This window comes from Neisseria sp. Ec49-e6-T10 (assembly GCF_051132615.1).
In the GTDB taxonomy this organism is placed as follows: domain Bacteria; phylum Pseudomonadota; class Gammaproteobacteria; order Burkholderiales; family Neisseriaceae.
The window spans coordinates 838373-856851 of record NZ_CP152375.1 but is presented as its reverse complement, the minus strand read 5'-3'; the positions used below and the strand labels follow the sequence as shown (position 1 = coordinate 856851).

General features: G+C 35.8%; 21 protein-coding genes, 1 tRNA gene and 1 CRISPR repeat array. Of the genes, 13 read left to right on the top strand and 9 right to left on the bottom strand.

The window, feature by feature from the left end; genetic code table 11:
- Window positions 1–20: 20 nt before the first annotated feature.
- The 5 genes from AADH04_RS04370 to AADH04_RS04350 all read right to left on the bottom strand — a co-directional run bounded on the left by AADH04_RS04370 (window position 21) and on the right by AADH04_RS04350 (window position 5657).
- Window positions 21–431, bottom strand: coding sequence for a hypothetical protein (locus AADH04_RS04370; protein WP_434779027.1), 411 nt, complete (start codon window positions 429–431; stop codon window positions 21–23).
- 11 nt (window positions 432–442) lie between these two features.
- On the bottom strand, window positions 443–2908 hold the full coding sequence (locus AADH04_RS04365; protein WP_434779026.1) for an EndoU domain-containing protein: 2466 nt from the start codon (window positions 2906–2908) through the stop codon (window positions 443–445).
- A 524-nt stretch (window positions 2909–3432) separates the two neighbouring features.
- Window positions 3433–3798: direct repeats of the CRISPR family, unit length 36 nt; unit sequence ATTATAGTACTGCGGGGTGAGAGAAGGAACTACAAC.
- A 288-nt stretch (window positions 3799–4086) separates the two neighbouring features.
- A complete protein-coding gene (locus AADH04_RS04360) occupies window positions 4087–4359 on the bottom strand; it encodes a DUF6794 domain-containing protein (RefSeq protein ID WP_434779025.1) in 273 nt (90 codons plus the stop codon).
- Between the two features lie 333 nt (window positions 4360–4692).
- Window positions 4693–5445 (bottom strand): hypothetical protein, encoded by a 753-nt coding sequence (locus tag AADH04_RS04355; protein WP_434779024.1) that lies wholly within the window; start codon window positions 5443–5445, stop codon window positions 4693–4695.
- Window positions 5442–5657: a transcriptional regulator gene (locus AADH04_RS04350; protein ID WP_434779023.1), complete on the bottom strand. Its 216-nt coding sequence runs from the start codon at window positions 5655–5657 to the stop codon at window positions 5442–5444. The genes AADH04_RS04355 and AADH04_RS04350 overlap by 4 nt, the downstream gene beginning before the upstream one ends.
- A gap of 129 nt (window positions 5658–5786) precedes the next feature.
- Here AADH04_RS04350 and AADH04_RS04345 point away from each other — a divergent pair, with 129 nt between their 5' ends.
- The 6 genes from AADH04_RS04345 to AADH04_RS04320 all read left to right on the top strand — a co-directional run bounded on the left by AADH04_RS04345 (window position 5787) and on the right by AADH04_RS04320 (window position 9822).
- The gene (locus tag AADH04_RS04345; RefSeq protein WP_434779022.1) at window positions 5787–6434 is read left to right on the top strand and encodes a S24 family peptidase; all 648 of its coding nucleotides are present in this window, start codon (window positions 5787–5789) and stop codon (window positions 6432–6434) included.
- A 390-nt stretch (window positions 6435–6824) separates the two neighbouring features.
- Window positions 6825–7388, top strand: coding sequence for a TrbM/KikA/MpfK family conjugal transfer protein (locus AADH04_RS04340; protein ID WP_434779021.1), 564 nt, complete (start codon window positions 6825–6827; stop codon window positions 7386–7388).
- A gap of 46 nt (window positions 7389–7434) precedes the next feature.
- Complete coding sequence (locus AADH04_RS04335; protein WP_434779020.1) at window positions 7435–8184, top strand: conjugal transfer protein TraL; 750 nt, start codon at window positions 7435–7437, stop codon at window positions 8182–8184.
- On the top strand, window positions 8150–8569 hold the full coding sequence (locus tag AADH04_RS04330) for a hypothetical protein (protein WP_434779019.1): 420 nt from the start codon (window positions 8150–8152) through the stop codon (window positions 8567–8569). The genes AADH04_RS04335 and AADH04_RS04330 overlap by 35 nt, the downstream gene beginning before the upstream one ends.
- 67 nt (window positions 8570–8636) lie before the next feature.
- Entirely contained in the window at window positions 8637–8870 is a 234-nt protein-coding gene (locus AADH04_RS04325; RefSeq protein ID WP_434779018.1) for a DUF4224 domain-containing protein, read from the top strand.
- Window positions 8863–9822: a tyrosine-type recombinase/integrase gene (locus AADH04_RS04320; RefSeq protein ID WP_434779017.1), complete on the top strand. Its 960-nt coding sequence runs from the start codon at window positions 8863–8865 to the stop codon at window positions 9820–9822. Before AADH04_RS04325 ends, AADH04_RS04320 begins: the two co-directional genes overlap by 8 nt.
- A gap of 70 nt (window positions 9823–9892) precedes the next feature.
- Here AADH04_RS04320 and AADH04_RS04315 read toward each other — a convergent pair.
- Window positions 9893–9968: transfer RNA gene (locus AADH04_RS04315), tRNA-Thr, on the bottom strand.
- Between the two features lie 456 nt (window positions 9969–10424).
- On the opposite strand from AADH04_RS04315, the gene AADH04_RS04310 reads away from it, so the two are divergent.
- The 7 genes from AADH04_RS04310 (at window position 10425) to AADH04_RS04280 (ending at window position 14869) form a co-directional block, all read left to right on the top strand.
- Window positions 10425–11069: a GspH/FimT family pseudopilin gene (locus AADH04_RS04310; protein ID WP_434779016.1), complete on the top strand. Its 645-nt coding sequence runs from the start codon at window positions 10425–10427 to the stop codon at window positions 11067–11069.
- Between the two features lie 24 nt (window positions 11070–11093).
- Window positions 11094–11738 (top strand): type IV pilus modification protein PilV, encoded by a 645-nt coding sequence (gene pilV / locus AADH04_RS04305; RefSeq protein WP_434779015.1) that lies wholly within the window; start codon window positions 11094–11096, stop codon window positions 11736–11738.
- 83 nt (window positions 11739–11821) lie between these two features.
- Window positions 11822–12883, top strand: coding sequence for a PilW family protein (locus tag AADH04_RS04300; RefSeq protein WP_434779014.1), 1062 nt, complete (start codon window positions 11822–11824; stop codon window positions 12881–12883).
- Window positions 12853–13428 carry a pilus assembly PilX family protein gene (locus tag AADH04_RS04295; RefSeq protein ID WP_434779013.1) on the top strand — a complete coding sequence of 192 codons (576 nt, stop codon included), beginning with the start codon at window positions 12853–12855 and terminating at the stop codon, window positions 13426–13428. Before AADH04_RS04300 ends, AADH04_RS04295 begins: the two co-directional genes overlap by 31 nt.
- A gap of 30 nt (window positions 13429–13458) precedes the next feature.
- On the top strand, window positions 13459–13863 hold the full coding sequence (locus AADH04_RS04290) for a type IV pilin protein (protein ID WP_434779012.1): 405 nt from the start codon (window positions 13459–13461) through the stop codon (window positions 13861–13863).
- Between the two features lie 59 nt (window positions 13864–13922).
- A complete protein-coding gene (locus tag AADH04_RS04285; protein ID WP_434779011.1) occupies window positions 13923–14348 on the top strand; it encodes a type IV pilin protein in 426 nt (141 codons plus the stop codon).
- A gap of 44 nt (window positions 14349–14392) precedes the next feature.
- Entirely contained in the window at window positions 14393–14869 is a 477-nt protein-coding gene (locus tag AADH04_RS04280) for a low molecular weight protein-tyrosine-phosphatase (protein ID WP_434779010.1), read from the top strand.
- Between the two features lie 40 nt (window positions 14870–14909).
- Here AADH04_RS04280 and AADH04_RS04275 read toward each other — a convergent pair whose 3' ends face one another.
- The 3 genes from AADH04_RS04275 to AADH04_RS04265 are packed head-to-tail and all read right to left on the bottom strand — an operon-like array spanning window position 14910 to window position 18394.
- Window positions 14910–15863, bottom strand: coding sequence for a nucleoside hydrolase (locus AADH04_RS04275; protein ID WP_434779009.1), 954 nt, complete (start codon window positions 15861–15863; stop codon window positions 14910–14912).
- Between the two features lie 51 nt (window positions 15864–15914).
- Complete coding sequence (locus AADH04_RS04270) at window positions 15915–16775, bottom strand: mechanosensitive ion channel domain-containing protein (protein WP_434779008.1); 861 nt, start codon at window positions 16773–16775, stop codon at window positions 15915–15917.
- A 14-nt stretch (window positions 16776–16789) separates the two neighbouring features.
- On the bottom strand, window positions 16790–18394 hold the full coding sequence (locus tag AADH04_RS04265; RefSeq protein WP_434779007.1) for a peptide chain release factor 3: 1605 nt from the start codon (window positions 18392–18394) through the stop codon (window positions 16790–16792).
- Window positions 18395–18479 lie beyond the last annotated feature (85 nt).

The following is an 18479-nucleotide window of genomic DNA, read 5'->3' as shown; positions in this document are numbered from 1 at the left end:
GAGCTATCACATATGAGTTTCTACAATTTATTTTGTTGTAAAAATGCATTTAAAATTTGCTTTACTGGTAAGCTTGCATTTTTTAATAATGTTTCTGCTTTTTCAATTATTTTTTTGTTTGAAGTAATCTGTTTTATGTACTCCTCCTTGTTAAATGAACGTAAAGAATCTAAGGCATACTCAGCCACTTCATCACTTTCATTTATTAAATCTAACAACACATTAAATCCATTTATTCCTGTATCTTCATTAAGGCAATATGCCAATCTAATTTTATATTTATTGTCTTTACTTTTTAAATTATTTATTAAATTTTTCCAATCAATCTCAGTAAATTCACTTATTAACTCTTGTATATATAGAAATTCGTCATCATAAAAATAATTATCTGAACTATTCTCAGATAAAATTACATCTACTTTTTTATACATTTGCTTCCCCTTTATTTAATAAACCCACTTGGTAATGGTGCATTTATTTGCCCTGTCGGATAACCACTAACAATATTATCTCCTATTTTAATTACATCTATTTCTACTCCATCAACAATTCCTCTGTGAAACGTAGCTCCATCACGTCCCCTAACACTAATTGGAGGAGAGTTACCAATATCCGTAATACTACCTAAAATTTTGGTGTCAGACCAACCTTCAGGAAAAATTGTACTATTCTTTATTTTAGCAAGATTTCCATCAGGAAACTGAGTTGTATATTTGATATCCTTTGTACCATCAAGATTATAGTTAATCGTTTCTGTTGCATAATTAGGATGCTTATTATTAATATTCGGTGAATGTCCACCAATGATTTCATTTCTATTAGGGTTCTTCCTATACCCCCAGAAAATTTTATTTTCCATTTCAGGAGAAATAAGAGACCTAACTTTGTTAATTTCAACATTAACAGCCGTTTCTGCTTTACCCAATTTTCTTTCTAAGCCAAGAGTATTATTAGCATCATGTACTGCATCAGCAGCTTTAGATAAATTCTTGGCATTCTTAGTCACTCCTAAAGGAGCAACAGCAGAAACGATCTGAAAGTTCATATTCCCATCGTTTATACCCAGTTGATAATAATTTCCTGCTTTTTTGAGCTGTTGTGCCTGTTCCTGACGATCTGCGAGCATCCCATTAACACCTCTGACCAATTCATCAGGATGTGCTGAATAATACATTGTTTGACCTGTGGTGTAGCCAGCTAGAAATTTTACTGAGTTGACTAGACTATCAATACGTTCATTATTCCGATGTATGCTCTCATTGGCTGCCTTAGTGGCACTTTGATCATACAAACCACCTAGCAACGAATAACCTACTGTATTGAGGACATCTTTAGACAATAAATTCGCATCGTCTACCATCTCTTTTAAACCATTAAGCATAGACTCATTCGCACCTTTATTATAAGCAGTTTGCTCAGCTTCGGTTAAAGGCTTACCCTCATGATTAGTCATTTTCATAATGGGCATTACGCTTGGATTTTCGGTTAAAAGGCGAACATTAGATAAAGGGGCATTTTGAGCGGTATCATTTGCCCATTGGAGAGCATCTATTGTATTGATGGGTTTAGTTGATCGATTGATTGTGGCTTGTAATGTCTCGCTCTGGTTGATTTTAGCCAGAACAGCAACTGAAACTGTTTTATTCATTAAACTTGTTTTTTGATCAGAAGAGAGCTGTTCTTTAACGAGGTTTTCTACTTCATATCTACTTAACCCATTTGCTATCTTGGGGTCATTAGTCGCATTATTGATGTTTTGGAAGAGTTGAGCCAATTGAGTGTGTTGTTGCAATTTAAGGTTTTGTTCTTTTTGCTCTTCTAATGCCCGTGCTCGAGCCTGATCAATACGCTCATTGTCTATGCTTTGACCTGTAACAATTTGACGTCCTGCTTGTTCATTTTTGACTTGTTGCTCTTCTGTATATTGGCTACGGTCATAGGTATATTCTTTATTCGGTTGAATATTCGGAATAACGTGTTGATTGCCATCTTTGAGCTTGATGTCTCTTATTTGTTCAGATCGATACAAAGCCCCTAAAGCTTCATATGGATGCTCTGCGTCTAATTTTTGCGCTAAACTCCAGCCAGTATCGCCTTTTTGGGCAATGATTATGTGTTTAGTCTCTTCTGCTTCTAACTGTGGCTCAACAGGTTTTTTTATGCTGTCTTCTAATGGTTCGCCAGCAAGAATTTTTGGAGTGGATAAATTAAACTGTTCATTCTGTTTATTTAAATTAAGCTGAATTTCTTCTTGATTAACTTGTAACTGATTGATCTTAGGTGGGTCACCAGCATAATCATCAGCTACAAATCCTATGGCTTCCTTAAGGACATATTGTTCTTTTGGGGTAAATCCTGATAATTGTTTGTCTACTTGAAGATTATTCATCTGTTGAACAATCTCTTTTAATCTTCCTTTAGGGGGGTAGGGACGATTAAAATGTTCACTAATAGGCTCTAATGATTTGTCCAGCTTCTCAAGCTCGTTTTCTGGTGCTTTAGCGTGTAGTAATTCTTTATCGATACTTAAACCATGTTTTGCTAGAGCTTCTTCTACATGGACAAAAGCATATTTATTATTGCCTATATTAGCCATTAAACAACTTGTTTCGGGGCTATAATACATTAATTCAATACTGATATTCTCTTTACGCCCACTTTTAAGGGCGACATCTTGGGCTAAGCCTTTAAACACAGCTTCCTTTTGTTCTGGATTTAATTTATTTAGATTATGGGTAAACTCACTTTGGTCAAAGGCATTTTTTACAGTTTCATTGAGTTCAGGAGCCTTCTGCTGTGCTAACTCCAACGCTTCTTTTTGGCGTTGAAGTTGCTCTTCTTGCTCTCGCTGTAATCTTTGTTGATCGGCAAAAGATTGATTTAGATTTAACTGAAACTCTTCATCCATTTTAACTACTCAAAATAATTTTTTTTAGAATCTTATCATCTTTTCTGCGTCAGCAGAACTTAAATACCCAGTATTTAACGGCTACCGCCTATCCCGCGTTTAGTTTAAAATTTCATTACATATTCATAATAATGTTTTAATAAATTCTATCTCAATGCTAACCAGTATTTAAATAGAAATTTTGATTGAGAACACATGATTTTTGGTTATATTTTGATGAATTGATATGATTTATTATTCTATATGTTGAAATTTAAATGAAATTTGAATTCTTAATGAATGCCAATATATGAAAACTCTGTATATTTGGTATTAATCATTTAATATGGGGAAAACAGAATTTTTTATCAAAAAAGAAAAAAAAGTACGATTAGATACGTGCTTTTTTTAAATGTTTGACAAGGGGGCATAATTTGTGTTTTAAGTCAGGCAATCACTAAAAGATACGGAGCTAATCTATCAATAATAAATTATGCTTGTCATGTTTAGGTAGGTGGATCTGTTGTCAATTTTGTTTTATTGCAATTATAGTACTGCGGGGTGAGAGAAGGAACTACAACGCCATAATTAATCATTTTTTTATTCCTCTGATTATAGTACTGCGGGGTGAGAGAAGGAACTACAACCTGAAGGAGCCTTGCTTGTGATAGATGAGGATTATAGTACTGCGGGGTGAGAGAAGGAACTACAACTCCATGTATCCAAGCCCAATTGCCGCAAATATTATAGTACTGCGGGGTGAGAGAAGGAACTACAACCAGTAACCAACAAACCGAATTCATGCCTGCATTATAGTACTGCGGGGTGAGAGAAGGAACTACAACATTTTTTGACCAGTTACAAAATACCTTTTGATTATAGTACTGCGGGGTGAGAGAAGGAATTACAACGTGTAAATAACTCTACGAAATTGATAATAGAAGACAAGTACTGTTTTGAATAAATTATTTTTATCTTTAGATATCTAAACCACATTACATATTGTAACTGACCTATGCCTATGCTTATCCAGCTTCAGGTGCATCTATCTGGTAAAGTCTGACTTTGATTTGTTATTTCTGTTCGATTAAACAGGTTATTGTGTCTCCATCGTCTATCGGTTACACCGAAAACTTTACACTATATAGATTCAGCTTATGCAAATGATAAAAATAATAAGAGTAGTAGGAATAATTTTTTCATTGTGTTTTTGTTTCTTGGCGAAGTGTCGACCATAATTTTTTAATAATTATGGATGAGGTATCATCTGGATGCATTACTGCACATTCATTCAATAATTTTTGCTTTTCTGTCCAAAGCCTGTATTCATTGCGAATCATTGTACCTAGCCCAAAATGAAATCTAACCAGCTCTGATTCAGCCGTAGATTGAATAAGATATTTATCTTCAGTAGATAATTTATGCTGTAAATCTTCTATAACAGATTCTATTGTTGTGAAATATTTATTCATATTGTTTTTCTTTCTTCAAAAAATAAACTACAGTGCGCCACTATATTTATATGAAGTAAATCTATGTTTGTATTCTATGTATATTATGCCATCTAGTAACAAACTAATTTGTTTTTTATGAACAAACTAATCTGCACTCTATGTACAAAGTAATGATTTTTAAAAGAATAATTTAACTATCAAAAATGATTATATTGGGTACATAAATAGAGGGTTCTGATGATTTTTAGAAGAAATAGCTATTTTTTAGCCTTTTATGCCAAAAATACTGAAAAAATAAGCTAATTTTGACGATTTTATAAATTTTGGGCGCAATAATGCTATAGGAGAAGATTAATTCTTCAAAATATTTGAAAGGATATTCTTCAGATTTTCTTGAGCTGTTTCTTTTGTTGAACGAGTACCTTTTAGCTCTCTTGCGGCTTTGATTTCTGCATTAATCTGTTCTTGAGTAACAGGAACAGTCAGTGTTTTTGCAACTGGGCTAAAATTGGGTTGATAAAATGCAGCCCATCCTTTAATAATGGTTTCTTCCATAATAAGATGAATATCAAGCTTCTGATCCCGTAATGCCTTTAATTCATTAATGCGCTTTTTCTTATCGATATTCAGCATGGTGCGTCCTTTTTTACGTTGACGCATACCAATAAACTGATTCCATAGTTTAATAGGCATCCAGTTAGGCACCCTAAAACCATCGTTATCAAGTTGGTATTCATTAATATCTTTAGGTATAGGAAGTCCTTTGACCTGATAAACTAATTTTAAAAGTTTTTCAGCATTGACTCTAAAGTGCATTTTATTGAAGATACCACCTTTTTTAAAATCAAGAACACCAAGATTAGTTAAATAGGTTCTAGCGACTTCATAGCCTCGTCTGGTAACACCTATTTCTGAAGCTAGGTCTTTACCTGTTTTCCAGAACCAGCCATCACGGTGAGGGGCTTTGCTTTCAACATTTTCAGCCCAATAGAGGAACTTACTCAACATTCTGAGTGTGGGTTCATGATTATCACATAGCTGTCTTAATTCGCTATAAACAACGAATTCAGTTGAAAGTGTAGAACGTATAGAATGAATGTTCATTTAATAAATAGGTCTGGTCTTACATCTTCACGTGATACTGCGCCATCAGTAATTTTTTCAATAGATACGGCTATATGTGCAGGAATTTGATTACGTTTTTTTTTCCAGCTAGTTACAGCGGATTTGGTGACACCTAATTTACGGCCAAGCTCTACCTGTGTTCCGAAATAAGAAATCGCTTTTTTTAAACCAATATTTAAACATTCTGACATATTTCATCTCCTTTAAAATAATAAATGTGTATAGTTTATGCACTTTTTTTGTTTTTGTCCACAAAACATTGCCGACAAATTAGTTTTACTTGTGTAGTCTTCTATAAAAATACTTAGGGTGAGTAATTTGTGGACATAGATATTTCAGAATGGGTCAAGGCAGCAAGAAAGCATAAAGGGCTAACTCAAGAGGAGCTAGCTCTTGATCTTGGTTTTTCCTCTAAAGGAAGCATTTCCGCTATTGAACGAAAACGAAATCAACCTTCTATTGATATATTATTCAAAATAGCACAAATCTGTTCATATCCTTTGCCTTATCAGAACCTTTATCCTGTAGCGATTGCCTCTGATGCTGACAGTGTTTTAATTCCTTTTTGTAGTGGAGAGCAGATACTCTCAATTATAGAAAGGAATAGCATGTCAAGAGAATATGAAAAATCTGAAGAAACATTTTCTATCCCTAAGAGTATTCTGATTAATTCTAAAGTAGATGAAAAGGACGCGCTCTGTACTCGGATGGAAGGCAATAGTATGTCTCCAGTCATTCCTAATTCAAGTTTAGTTATTCTTAATACTTCTTCAAAAAATATTATTGATGGTCAACTTTACGGTATTGTTTATGGAGGTTTGTTTAGAATCAGAAAAGTTTTTAACTTACCTAATAATCTCCTACGACTTAGTGCATACAATAATATAGAGTACCCTGATGAAACCGTTCAAAAAGAAGAGGTACATATTCTTGGATATGCTTTTAGTTGGATAGTAACCAATAATTAATTTTTAAAAGATAAATATTTAGCTGCGTATGCAGCTTTTTTTTTAATCTATTTGTGCATAAATCATTTACTTTAATATTTATAGTGTATATAATCTAGACAAATATATACAAAACATGCTCATTAACAATTTAGCCCGAATAACTCCGATGAATACTTATATTCGTTTGGTAACAAGGGAAAGAAGCGCAGTAATGTGCTACGCAACATTCTGGTCGTTGCGTTATCAGGGAATCGTCCGTCGTGAGTCTCACGAACAGTTTTAGACAAAAATCTATTACAGGAAACCAGAACCGCCTAACTGCGAAATCCTAAAGCATCGCTTTAGGGGCTTGGCGGCAATAAAGGCAGCCTTCATCCTTTTTAATTATTATTCTTTGAAAGATACTTTATGAAATTTAAATTATTTTCTTTTTTTATGGGGCTAGCTTTGTTTTTGACCTCAACATTATCTTTTGCTGAAGAGGATATCCTAACAGGGGATACCAGATTGTCTTGTGAAGCTATTTTGTGTTTATCCAGTGGTGAGAAGCCAAGTGAATGTGCTCCATCATTGAAACGATATTTCACTATTCACAAGAAAAAAATGTCTGACACCATAAAAGCACGCAAGGATTTTTTAAGTATCTGCCCATCTAGCAAAGAAGAAGGGATGCCTTCTTTAATTAGTGCGATATCAAAAGGTGCTGGTCGCTGTGATGCAGATGAATTGAATCGGGTCAATCGCAAGCTGGTTAAAGTCCCCAACCCTGAGTATCAACAATGCGTTTCAGGGAAAAGAATTTCTCGTTCATCTTCTTGTGCGAGCATACCTAGTGTGATCTCAAAATATATTATTCAAAATGCTCGCCCATCTTACTGTACCGCATACTTTAATCATGGGTGGACATATAACGTTGATTCTGTGAAATATATTGGTGATCCATACAATGGTGGTAAATGGGTTAATCAATAACTGAAACAGCCTGATTTTTCAGGCTGTATTTTTTTAGAGGTATAATATGAAAGAAGTTCATTTAATTACTCAAGGTAAAGGTGGTGTGGGTAAATCACTGGTCGCCTCCTTTATTGCTCAATACTTAAGAACAGCCAATCAGGATACGCCAGTTCATTGTTTTGATACTGATCCTGTGAATCCAACATTCAGCCGTTATAAGGCTTTGGATGTGTCTGTGGTCAATATCCTTAACAATAATAACAATATTGATTCCCGAAATTTTGACGGGTTGATTGAACAGCTTGTTGAAGCTGATGGTATTGCTGTTGTGGATAATGGGGCGGCAACATTTGTCCCCTTAATGTCTTATATGGCTGAAAACTCGGTTGATGCTTTACTGGCAGACAGTGGGGTTGAATTGTATATCCATTCAGTTATTGCTGGTGGCCAAGCACAAAAGGATTGTTTGGATGGATTGTTTAAAACGGTAAAAGGGATACAGGCACATGTGGTTGTGTGGCTTAACCATCATTTTGGACAGATTGAAGAATCAGGAAAATCTTTTTCTGAATTTAAATTTGTAAAGGATCATCGGGACAAGATCATTAAAACCGTTGAGTTATATCCTCGTAATCCTGACACATTTGGCAAAGATATTCATAAGATGACCATGTTAAATCTAACTTTTGATGAAATAGCCAATCATCCTGATTTCACTATGATGCCACGTCAACGTTTAAAACAAGTCAGAAATGATATATGGGGGCAATTAGCACAAGATGAATTATTCAGCAGAGCAGGGAATCAAGAATGATGATGATATTGATCATATCATTCAACAGGTGTTTCAGATATCAGGGGTCAAATTAACGGCTGATGATCCAATTGTTGCAGTGCTTTTTCTTCAAGAAAAAAATCAGTCTGCCTATTCTTTAGCTCTTCAGAAAGAAACGCAAAAACTCTTGGATTCCATTTCTGAAATAAAAAAGTATCGGGAACAGGTTTTAATGGAGCTAATGGGTGAGGCTAAACGCTCTTCTGAACAAGCTGAAGAACAGGTTATTGGTATAGTGAATGCTCATCTATCTGAATTTAAACATTCATTGGCTAGTAAGGATTCAACCTTAAATAAGGTTTATCTTTTGATAATCGGTATGGTGGGTATCGTGATTGGCATGGTTCTTCGTTCTCTTTTTTGATGCCAATTTAACTATTTTATTGATTGACCCTCTTAAGGGTCATTTTTATTTTTAAGAGGGAATTGAAATGGCTGAATATCTAAATTCCTGCCTGACTGATGAGGACATACAGGAAATTACAGGATTAGAACAACCCGCTGCACAATGTAGGGCATTGGATAAATTAGGGGTGAAATACTCCAAACGTCGGGATGGTAAACCTCGGACAACATGGCGATTATATGAAGATGCGATTCAGGAAAAACAATATGCTTCAGAGCCTGATTTTTCAATCTTTGCAAAGGATGGTCAATATGGGTAAACCACGTACTAAAAATACAGGTCTTCCCCGATATGTCTATCTGAAGCATGGGGCTTATTATTATGTGCATCATAATAAATGGACAAGGCTTGCGAAAAAAGGGGATGAATCGGGTATGTATAAAGCCTTATCCAGCATTACTCAGATAGAAAATCAAAAGCCAGCAATGCTCAGTATCTTTGAAAGATATGAACGTGATGTTTTACCAATGAAAGCTCAAGGAACGATAAAGGATCAAAAGTACTATCTACAAATCCTCAAAGGTGTGTTTGGTAAAATGGATCCAACAGCGATATTACCCAAGCACATTGCACAATATCTTGATGCTAGAGAGGCGAAAATAGCGGCAAATAGAGAAATTGCTTTACTTTCTCATGTGTTCAGGAAAGCCATACGCTGGGGATTAGCTGAAAAAAATCCCTGTTTATATGTTGAAAAGCATCAAGAGAAACCTTGTGATCGGTATATTGCAGATTGGGAGTTTCTCGCTGTGTACCAACAGGCCACTACACATATTCAGATTTTAATGGATTTAGCTTATATAACAGGTCAAAGGCAAGCTGATTTATTAAAAATCAAGTATTCTGATATTTCAGATGAAGGGATATTTTTTGAACAAAATAAAACAGGTACAAAGATTATTGTTGTTTGGTCGGATGCTTTACGTGATGTGGTGAATAGAGCCAAAAAAGAGTTTCCTTTTTCATCAGAATATCTGGTGGTTAATTCCAGAGGACAAAAATACAGTTCAAGTGGTATACAAACAGCTTGGCAAAGATTGATTGTTGATTGTATAAAAAGAGGCATTATTCAGGAAAGATTTACGTTCAGGGATATCAGAGCAAAGGCAAGAAGTGATGGTGATGATAAGAAACTACTGGGTCACGCTAACCCTGAAGCAATGGCAAAAATTTACCAAAGAAAACCTGTCAAAGTTCAGCCTGTTAAGTGAATATATTAGACAACTGTCTAATATAAAAAAAGAGCTAGCTTTTTTGTATAAGCTAACTCATTGTTTTTAATGGTGCCGGCGAAAGGAGTTGAACCCTCGACCTTCTGATTACAAGTCAGCTGCTCTACCAACTGAGCTACACCGGCATCAAGACTGTGCATTATCACTGATTTTTTTTATTTTGGCAAGAGAAAAAGAAAAAAAATTGTGTTGTTGTAAATAAGTTGAAATTAATATTTTGTTAGCATTGAATATTTTGGTTTTTCTGGCTATATAAAGAAAATCAGTTTATAAAAGGTTAAGAACGAATATAATAGTGTAACTGTTTGGAATAGAGAGACAAATATGTTAAAACAAATGTATAAATCAGTGTTGTAACAATTTAATTAAATATATTAATTATTGATTAAATGTAAAATTTAATCATTTTTTGCGTTTTGTTTGCTTGTTTTTTGTTAAAATTAGCGTTAACACAGGAAATAACTTAAGTTAATTAAAGTATTTTATTTGATTTTTTGTACCGTTAGTCTGGTAAAACAATCATATATATAAGTAAGTTGTACAATTCAAAATAGAAGTTTTAAATAAGCGAGAGAATAATAATGAAGTTGGTTGGTTTATGTAAACAAAAAGGCTTCACTTTAATTGAAGCGTTGATTGCAATTGCTATAATTGCAATTCTTGCTGCATTTGTGATACCAAATGTGGTTAACGTTATCTCTAAACATGAAGTAGATAAAGAAGCCAGAGCACTTGCAAACGTTTTAACTTTGGCAAGGGCAGAAGCTATGACCCGTGGTAAACCAATATTTGTTTGTCCGATTTCTATTAATTCAAATACCTTGACAACAGTCGGGTGCCAATCAAGTGGGGCATGGAATGATGGTGTTTTAAGTTACGCAAATACTCAAGAAAATCCAGATGTTACTAGTTATAAAAATTATGCGGCAAATGGCAGTGTTGGTAGACAAGTTTTTGCTAATAAAAATATAGATGTTTATGGAGAAGCTAGAAATGCAGCAGGAGAGAAAGTGACTGTTGATATGCCTCTAATTTTCAATGCAAATGGGTCATATGGTGTTTCTGGGATGGCAGGACGTAATTATGTTTTTATAATTAAGAAAAAAGGAACAGCATATGGAACAGATAATCAGACATGTGCTGTCGTGTTATTAGACCCTTCAGGAAAAGCAAACTATTGTGACCCTACTGTTGGGAATAGTAGTTGTGCCTGTAGCCCGGCATAAAAATTGTGAATACTAGGTAGATTGATGATTAAAATGAAAAACAATTTGAGTATATATAAATTACAAGCAGGAGCAACATTGCTGGAGATTTTGCTGTCGGTGTTTATTTTAAGCTTTGGGCTTTTGGCTTTATTATCCATGCAGTTAAAAACATATTCGGGTATTCGGGAGGCTGAGTACTCTGGTGTGGTATCCACTTTGGCAGAGTCAATGGCAGAAGCCATGAGAGGTAACCCACATTTAAATGTGGGTGAAATAGCTTCAAATCCTTTATTGGTGACTAGGGATTGGCAAGAGTATACTAACTACACTAGTTCATCAAATGTTCAGAAACATTCTACGACGACTACTCTTTGTAGTGTTGCTTTACCTTCAGCTACTGCTATGACTAAAACCGAACTTGCTCAATATCAAGTTTGTCAGTTTACTCGCCAGCTAAAACAGCAATTGCCTGTAAATACGGCTTTTGAGTACCGAATTTGTAAGGCAAATGCAAAATCTACGACTAAGCCTAAACTTGGTGCGTTAGGTTGTGATGATTCAGGAAAAGATACAATGATTAAGATCGCTTGGAAAGTATCGGCAGATGCTGAAACAGCTGCAGAGCTAGGTGGTAGTGCGGCTGAGAAGACTCTTGGGTATGGCTACCAACTAGTCATCAATAATTAAGGTGGTATGGGAATCAATTAATGATGAGTAAAATTAAATACAGATTTAACAATACAAGTCCACTAAAGCAGAGAGGGTTCTCTTTGTTAGAGCTTCTTATCGCAAGTGCATTAGGTGTGGTTGTGATTTGGGCAGCGACAGAAAGTTATATGACTACCAGAACATTAAACCGTACGGCGTTAAATAGAGTAGATATTCAACAGGATATTCGATTGGCAACCAGTAAAATTTCCCAAGATGCCCAAATGGCAGGGAGTTTTGGTTGCGCTAATTTATCACAAAATGCGGCAAATGTTATGCTTTCTAGTGCGGGAGATGGACTGATCTTCGGTTCAAATATCGCAAGTAATCAATGGACAAATATTGATGAAACTTCATCCAGTAATATGGGCAATTATGGTGCAGCCATTTTAAATAGCCCGCCAACAATTACTGGGTTTACTGCTAAAACAGGTACAAAAGCCTTATTTTTTCAATATGGGATAGGTAGTACATTATTACAAAGCGGTGGAACAGGAAGCACGTTGAAATTTGACGCTAATATTGCTCAGCCTGAGTTATTAAGAAGTTCTGGTATTTTTGCATTGACCAGTTGTAAACGAATGGATGTAATTAATAGTGGCGTTAGCCTTTCAAGCTCAAGTTTTTCTGTAGATTTACCTAGTGGAGTGACGCTTTCTAAATCGGCAAGTTATGATCCTAGTAAAGAACACTCTCAAACAGAAATTCAGTTATTAAGATTTGTTGCACATTTATATGCTATTGGTACATATAATTATAATGGTAAAGATACGACAGGATTATATTTGTTTGCTTTAGAAGATGGTGGCGTTTGGGGCGATCCAGAGTTGATTTCTGAACATATTGACTCATTGGATGCCATATTTAATTTTGCGAAGGCTTGTAAAGCGGAGCAACCAGAAACAGAACTTAATTTAGAAAAATTTGCGTTTGATAGAAATATTTTAGTTGATGGTGGTGATAAATTGGCACCAATGTCTTTAGTTTTTAATTTGGGAACAAAAGCAGTTACAACTGATAATTTAGATGGAACAACAACAACTAAAAACACCGAAAATTATCAAATGACAGCATTAATTCGTGGAGGTAATGTATGCGCCGATCGCTCAATGGTAACAAATTAAAACAGCAGCAAGGGTTTTCTTTGTTGGTTGTATTAGCCATGTTATTGGTGATTTCTTTTTTAGCTATTGGAGGTGCTCAGATTGTCAATACCGAAATGGCAATGAGCGGTACTTCAATGGAAAAAAAATCAGCTTTTTCTTATGCAGATACTACTTTAAAAGTTATTGAAAATACGGAGTTGTTCAAACTTGATGAGTTGATTAAAGATAAGACTGATGCAGAATTAGCCACTATTTTTACTAGTACATGTACCTCTAGTTTAACTGGTTGGAAAGGTTTGTGTAGCTCTTCTAGTGGTCAGCCTGCGTGGCAAAGAGATGACATAATGACGCCTTGTGGTAATTCTAATTCGTATGCTGTTAATAGTACGGGTGGTGGTTGTAATGATCCAGGTGATGTGGTTTGGGCTAATCCTCGTTATATCATTGAATTGTTGTCCCCCGCTGGCGCGGATGAGCGTATTTATCGAGTTACAGTTAGAGCTTGGGGGAAAAATAAGAAGGTTTCATCAACCATTCAATCTTATTTTTCCATTTCCAGTTAATTTATTAAGTTTGAGATGAAGGTTTTCATAATGAAAATAAGTAAAGGGTTTACTCTTATTGAAATGATCGTTACTGTCGCAATTATTGGTATATTGGCTGCTATTGCAATGCCAATATATCAGAATTATGTGGAAAATACACGTATTACTGCAGCAAAAGCTAATTTAACCAAATATGGACAGTTTATGGTTCGTTGGAAATTGGATAAGGGTACCTTTGCTAATGGTAGTGTCTGGCCAACTTTACCTGCTAATGTAACGGATGAGTTCTATACGTATACTTTTAAACCAAGTCAGCCTGATTCAGCAAATACTGAATTGTTTGAAATTCTGGCAACACCTACTGCACGCAATACTAGCACAAAGGTTGTTTTTATTGATCAGGATGGTGGTACTAAAGTTTGTACTAGTTCGGCAGCAACATCGTGTGAATAACACATTTTTTCTATATAATATATGTCCTTCTAATAAATATATAAGAAGGGCATTTTTTTATGGGGAAAAAAATATATAGAGAACAAGGCTGGACCTTATTAGAGTTAGTAGTTGCTTTGTTTGTTATTTCTGTTATTTTGAGTGTTGCTTGGTCACATTATGCTTCTTTTCTGCGTAATGCTCGATTAAAAGAAGCTCAGGCTGCTTTATTAACTAATGCTTCGTTCATGCAGCGTTGGCATAAACAGCATGGTCGTTATACAAAAACATCCACAACATGGCCTAATTTACCTGTTACTCAAACCGAATATTTTGTCATTAGTTTTAGTTCTAAAGCCCAAGGAGTTGCAGAAGGTCGGTTTTACTTAAAAGCGGTGGCTAAAAATGAAAAAGAAGAACCTAGATATTTAACTATTGATCAATTTAATGAATTACGGTTATGCGAAATAATAGATAGAAAGAAAAAATGCATACTGTCAAAATAAGTTAGAATAAATAGTCTAGACTAATAATGGTTCGAGTAAATAAGATGCAAAAATACAAAATATTATTTGTTTGTTTAGGCAATATTTGCCGTTCTCCTGCAGCAGAAGGGGTTATGGCTAAGTTATTATTGGATGAAGGATTGGCTGGTCAGGTATTGGTAGATTCAGCAGGTACATCTGGTTTTCATGATGGTGAACTGCCAGATGAACGGATGAGAGCACATGGTCGTAAAAGAGGTTATCAGTTTTGTTCTGTTTCTAGGAAATTAACCATTCAGGATTTTAAGCAGTTTGATTTGATTATCGTCATGGATGAACAAAATCATAAAAATGTGATGGCTTTAGCACCTACTCAATTGGATAAACAAAAAGTACATTATATGACCGAATATTTACAACATCATCAAAGTAAGTATATCCCTGATCCTTATTATCAAGGTGAGGAGGGCTTTGAAAACGTGTTGAATTTATTGGAAGATGCCTGTTATGGTTTACTTCGGAATGTTAAATCGCAATTATAGTCAGTTTGTTAAAAGGCACATTTTATCATGTGCCTTTTTATTAGGGTAAAGTAGCTATAGCACGGGTTAAATAAGAGAAAAACTGTTCGTCATCTATTTCATTCACCCAAAAGGCATTTTTTGGTTTGCCCCATACATGCCACCAATCAACAACGCTGGCGCCTTGAGTCAGCTCACTACATGTTTCAACGTCAACAAAAACTTCTTTACCCTTAAATAATTCTGGGAATACTGCATAGGCAACAGCACAAGGGTCGTGTAATGGTCCACCTTCTAAGCCAAATTTTTGTGTATCAAATCGTTCATAGCTTTGTAAGATGTCAGCAAGTCTTGTGCCATTTTGGTTGGGTAAATCGCGTAATGCTTGTACTCTTTTGATACTTAAACAGGCTTTATGGGTCACATCTAAAGGAATAATAGTAATTGGTGCGCCACTTTGTAGCACGATTTTTGCTGCATGGGGGTCAACAAAAAAATTAAAATCGGCTGAGGGGGTAATATTCCCTACTTCAAAAAATGTGCCGCCCATAATCACAATTTCTTTAATGGCCTGAATGCATTCTGGTGCCATACTGAGTGCTTGGGCAATATTGGTTAATGGCCCAACAGGGCAAAGGGTGATGCTGTTGGGTTGGGCTTTTTTTAATGTTTCAATTAAAAAAGAAACCGCATGTTCTGTTTGTAGTGGGGTTTGTGGCTCATGCAAAGGAACGCCATCTAAACCTGTTTTACCATGTACTTCTTCTGCCGTCACTAAGGTTTTGATTAATGGTTTATTGGCACCAGCAAAAACGGGTATATTTTGTTTGTCGGCCCAGTCGCAGATAATACGTGCATTTTTAGTGGTGTAATGTAAGGGGACATTACCAGCTACACAGGTTAAGGCAATGATATCAACTAACTTTTGATTTTGTAAGCCAAAGGCAAATAAAATGGCTGCTGCGTCATCCTGACCGGGATCTGTATCAATAATCATTTTTGGGATGGAAGTCATGACATTTCCTTTTAAAATATATGGTTAATGGTGATGATTCCTAATCGTTTATCAGAATGATTCATTGGGTGTAGATTGTCCATAACATTCAATCAAAAAGATCCGATAAATTTCTTGTTCAATTCTATTGCGTTGTGTTTTTGGGATCGCAATCCGAATCACAAATTTATATTGTTTGTCATCAACGGGAGTCATGCTGATTCTGGGTTCTAGTGAAGGCGTATCCAGCATTTTTTCAATTTCTTGAATATTAATTGAACCACGTGCTTCATCTAAGTAGGGAAGGGCATATTTATTAGTGGCTGCTAAAATAACATGTTCAGCTTTAACTGGATCAACATGATAAGGTACGGGAATGGTAAAGGTACATAAGATAAAACCGTTAAGGTCATTGTCTTTAATCACAGGGAAACTGAGTAAAAGGCTATTGGGGAACTTGATGATTTTCCCTGTCATTCGATGAGACAGATGATCGGGGCCCAACTCAACCAAAGTGGTCGTAAACAAATTAATATCAATGACTCTACCTTGGTTGGTATTAACTTGAATATGGTCTCCTAAAGTGTAACTATTACTAGCCGCACGTAAAAAGCCACCTGAAATACACATGATGATTTCTTTGGTTGCTAATACTAAGGCCGCAGCAAAGGCCACAATAGATAAGGCAAAACTTTGTAGCTCTCTTGCCCAAATGAGAATTAAGCCAAATAAAGAACAAAAAATAACGGTATTGCGTAAACTAATAGCCCAACGGCGTTTATCTTCAAGGCTTAGATTAGGGCTGGCTCTATTGAGAATACGCAATATAAAGTATCGTAAGATAATTAATGACATAATCAACAGGATAGACCGAACAAGGTCTAATCCTGCTGTAGTAGAGGTCACATTGATTATTTTTTCAAACCAGCCCATTTTGTTTACCTTGTTTAATCATTTAGATTAATGGCATGTTCACGCGTTTCATGGAATACAATATCTGGCCATCTTTCTTGTGTTAATTGTAGGTTGACGCGATTAGGGGCTAAATAAGCCATATTGCCACCAGCGTCAATACTTAAATTGCCTTGGTTGGTTTTTTCAAATTCAGCCAGTTTCTTTTTGTCTTCACAAGAAACCCAACGTGCAGACCAGATACTGCTGCTTTCAAATATGGCTTCTACACCATATTCAGCTGCTAAACGCGAAGCGACCACTTCAAATTGCAATACGCCAACAGCACCCAAAATCAAATCAGTACTGATGACTGGTTTAAATACTTGAACGGCACCTTCTTCGCCTAGCTGTTGTAACCCTTTTTGGAGTTGCTTAATCTTCAATGGGTTTTTGATGCGCACAACTCGAAATAGTTCTGGTGCAAAAAAAGGAATGCCTGTAAAAGCCAATAATTCCCCTTCAGAGAAACTGTCGCCAATTTGGATATTGCCATGGTTCGGTATCCCAATAATATCGCCAGCAAAGGCTTCTTCTGCCAGTTCTCGGTCATGTGACATAAAGGTCATGACACTGGTTGCAGCAATATCACGATTTAAACGCAGATGTTTCATCTTCATTCCGCGCTCAAATTTACCTGAACATACACGTAAAAAAGCAATACGGTCACGATGTTTTGGATCCATATTGGCCTGAATTTTAAAAACGAAACCCGAAAATTTTTCTTCAGTTGGTTCAACCAAACGTATTGTTGCATCTCGCTCTTGTGGGGCTGGGGCCCATTGAATCAATGCATTTAATATTTCTCGTACACCAAAGTTATTGATGGCAGAACCAAAAAACACAGGGGTTAATTCACCAGCCAGAAAGGGTTCAAGTTCAAAAGGATGCGAGGCTGCTTGCACCAGTTCGATTTCACTTCTTAACTGAGTCATCTCCATAGGGAACAACTCATCTAAACGGGGGTTGTCAATGCCCTTAATGACTTCAAATTCATGGCTGAGCTTTTCTGCTCCAGCTTCAAATAGATAAATTTCATCATTTAAAAGGTGATACACCCCTTTAAAGTTTTTACCCATGCCAATAGGCCATGTAACTGGTGCACAGCGTATTTTGAGGATGCTTTCAACTTCATCTAAAAGTTCTAATGAGTCTCGCACTTCACGGTCATATTTATTCATAAATGTGACAATGGGGGTATGACGCAAACGACACACATTGAGTAATTTAATGGTTTGTTCTTCTACCCCTTTTGCTGCATCAATAACCATGAGCGCACTGTCCACTGCGGTTAAAACACGATAGGTATCTTCAGAAAAGTCCTGATGTCCAGGAGTGTCAAGTAGATTAACTGTATGTTCTTGGTAATCAAATTGCATCACGCTGGATGCAACAGAGATGCCCCGTTGTTTTTCAATATCCATCCAGTCACTGGTGGCAAATTTTCCTGATTTTTTCCCTTTAACTGTTCCAGCCATTTGAATGGCACCTGAAAATAACAGTAGTTTTTCTGTTAAAGTGGTTTTACCCGCATCAGGGTGAGAAATAATGGCAAATGTTCTGCGGTGTTTTACCGCGTTTTGAATTTCAACTGCAGACATGATTGATCAATAAATTCGTATAAAAGAGTAATTATACCGTGCTTTAAGTTAAGGTACATTGAATTCTTTTCTCGTATCTATGCGA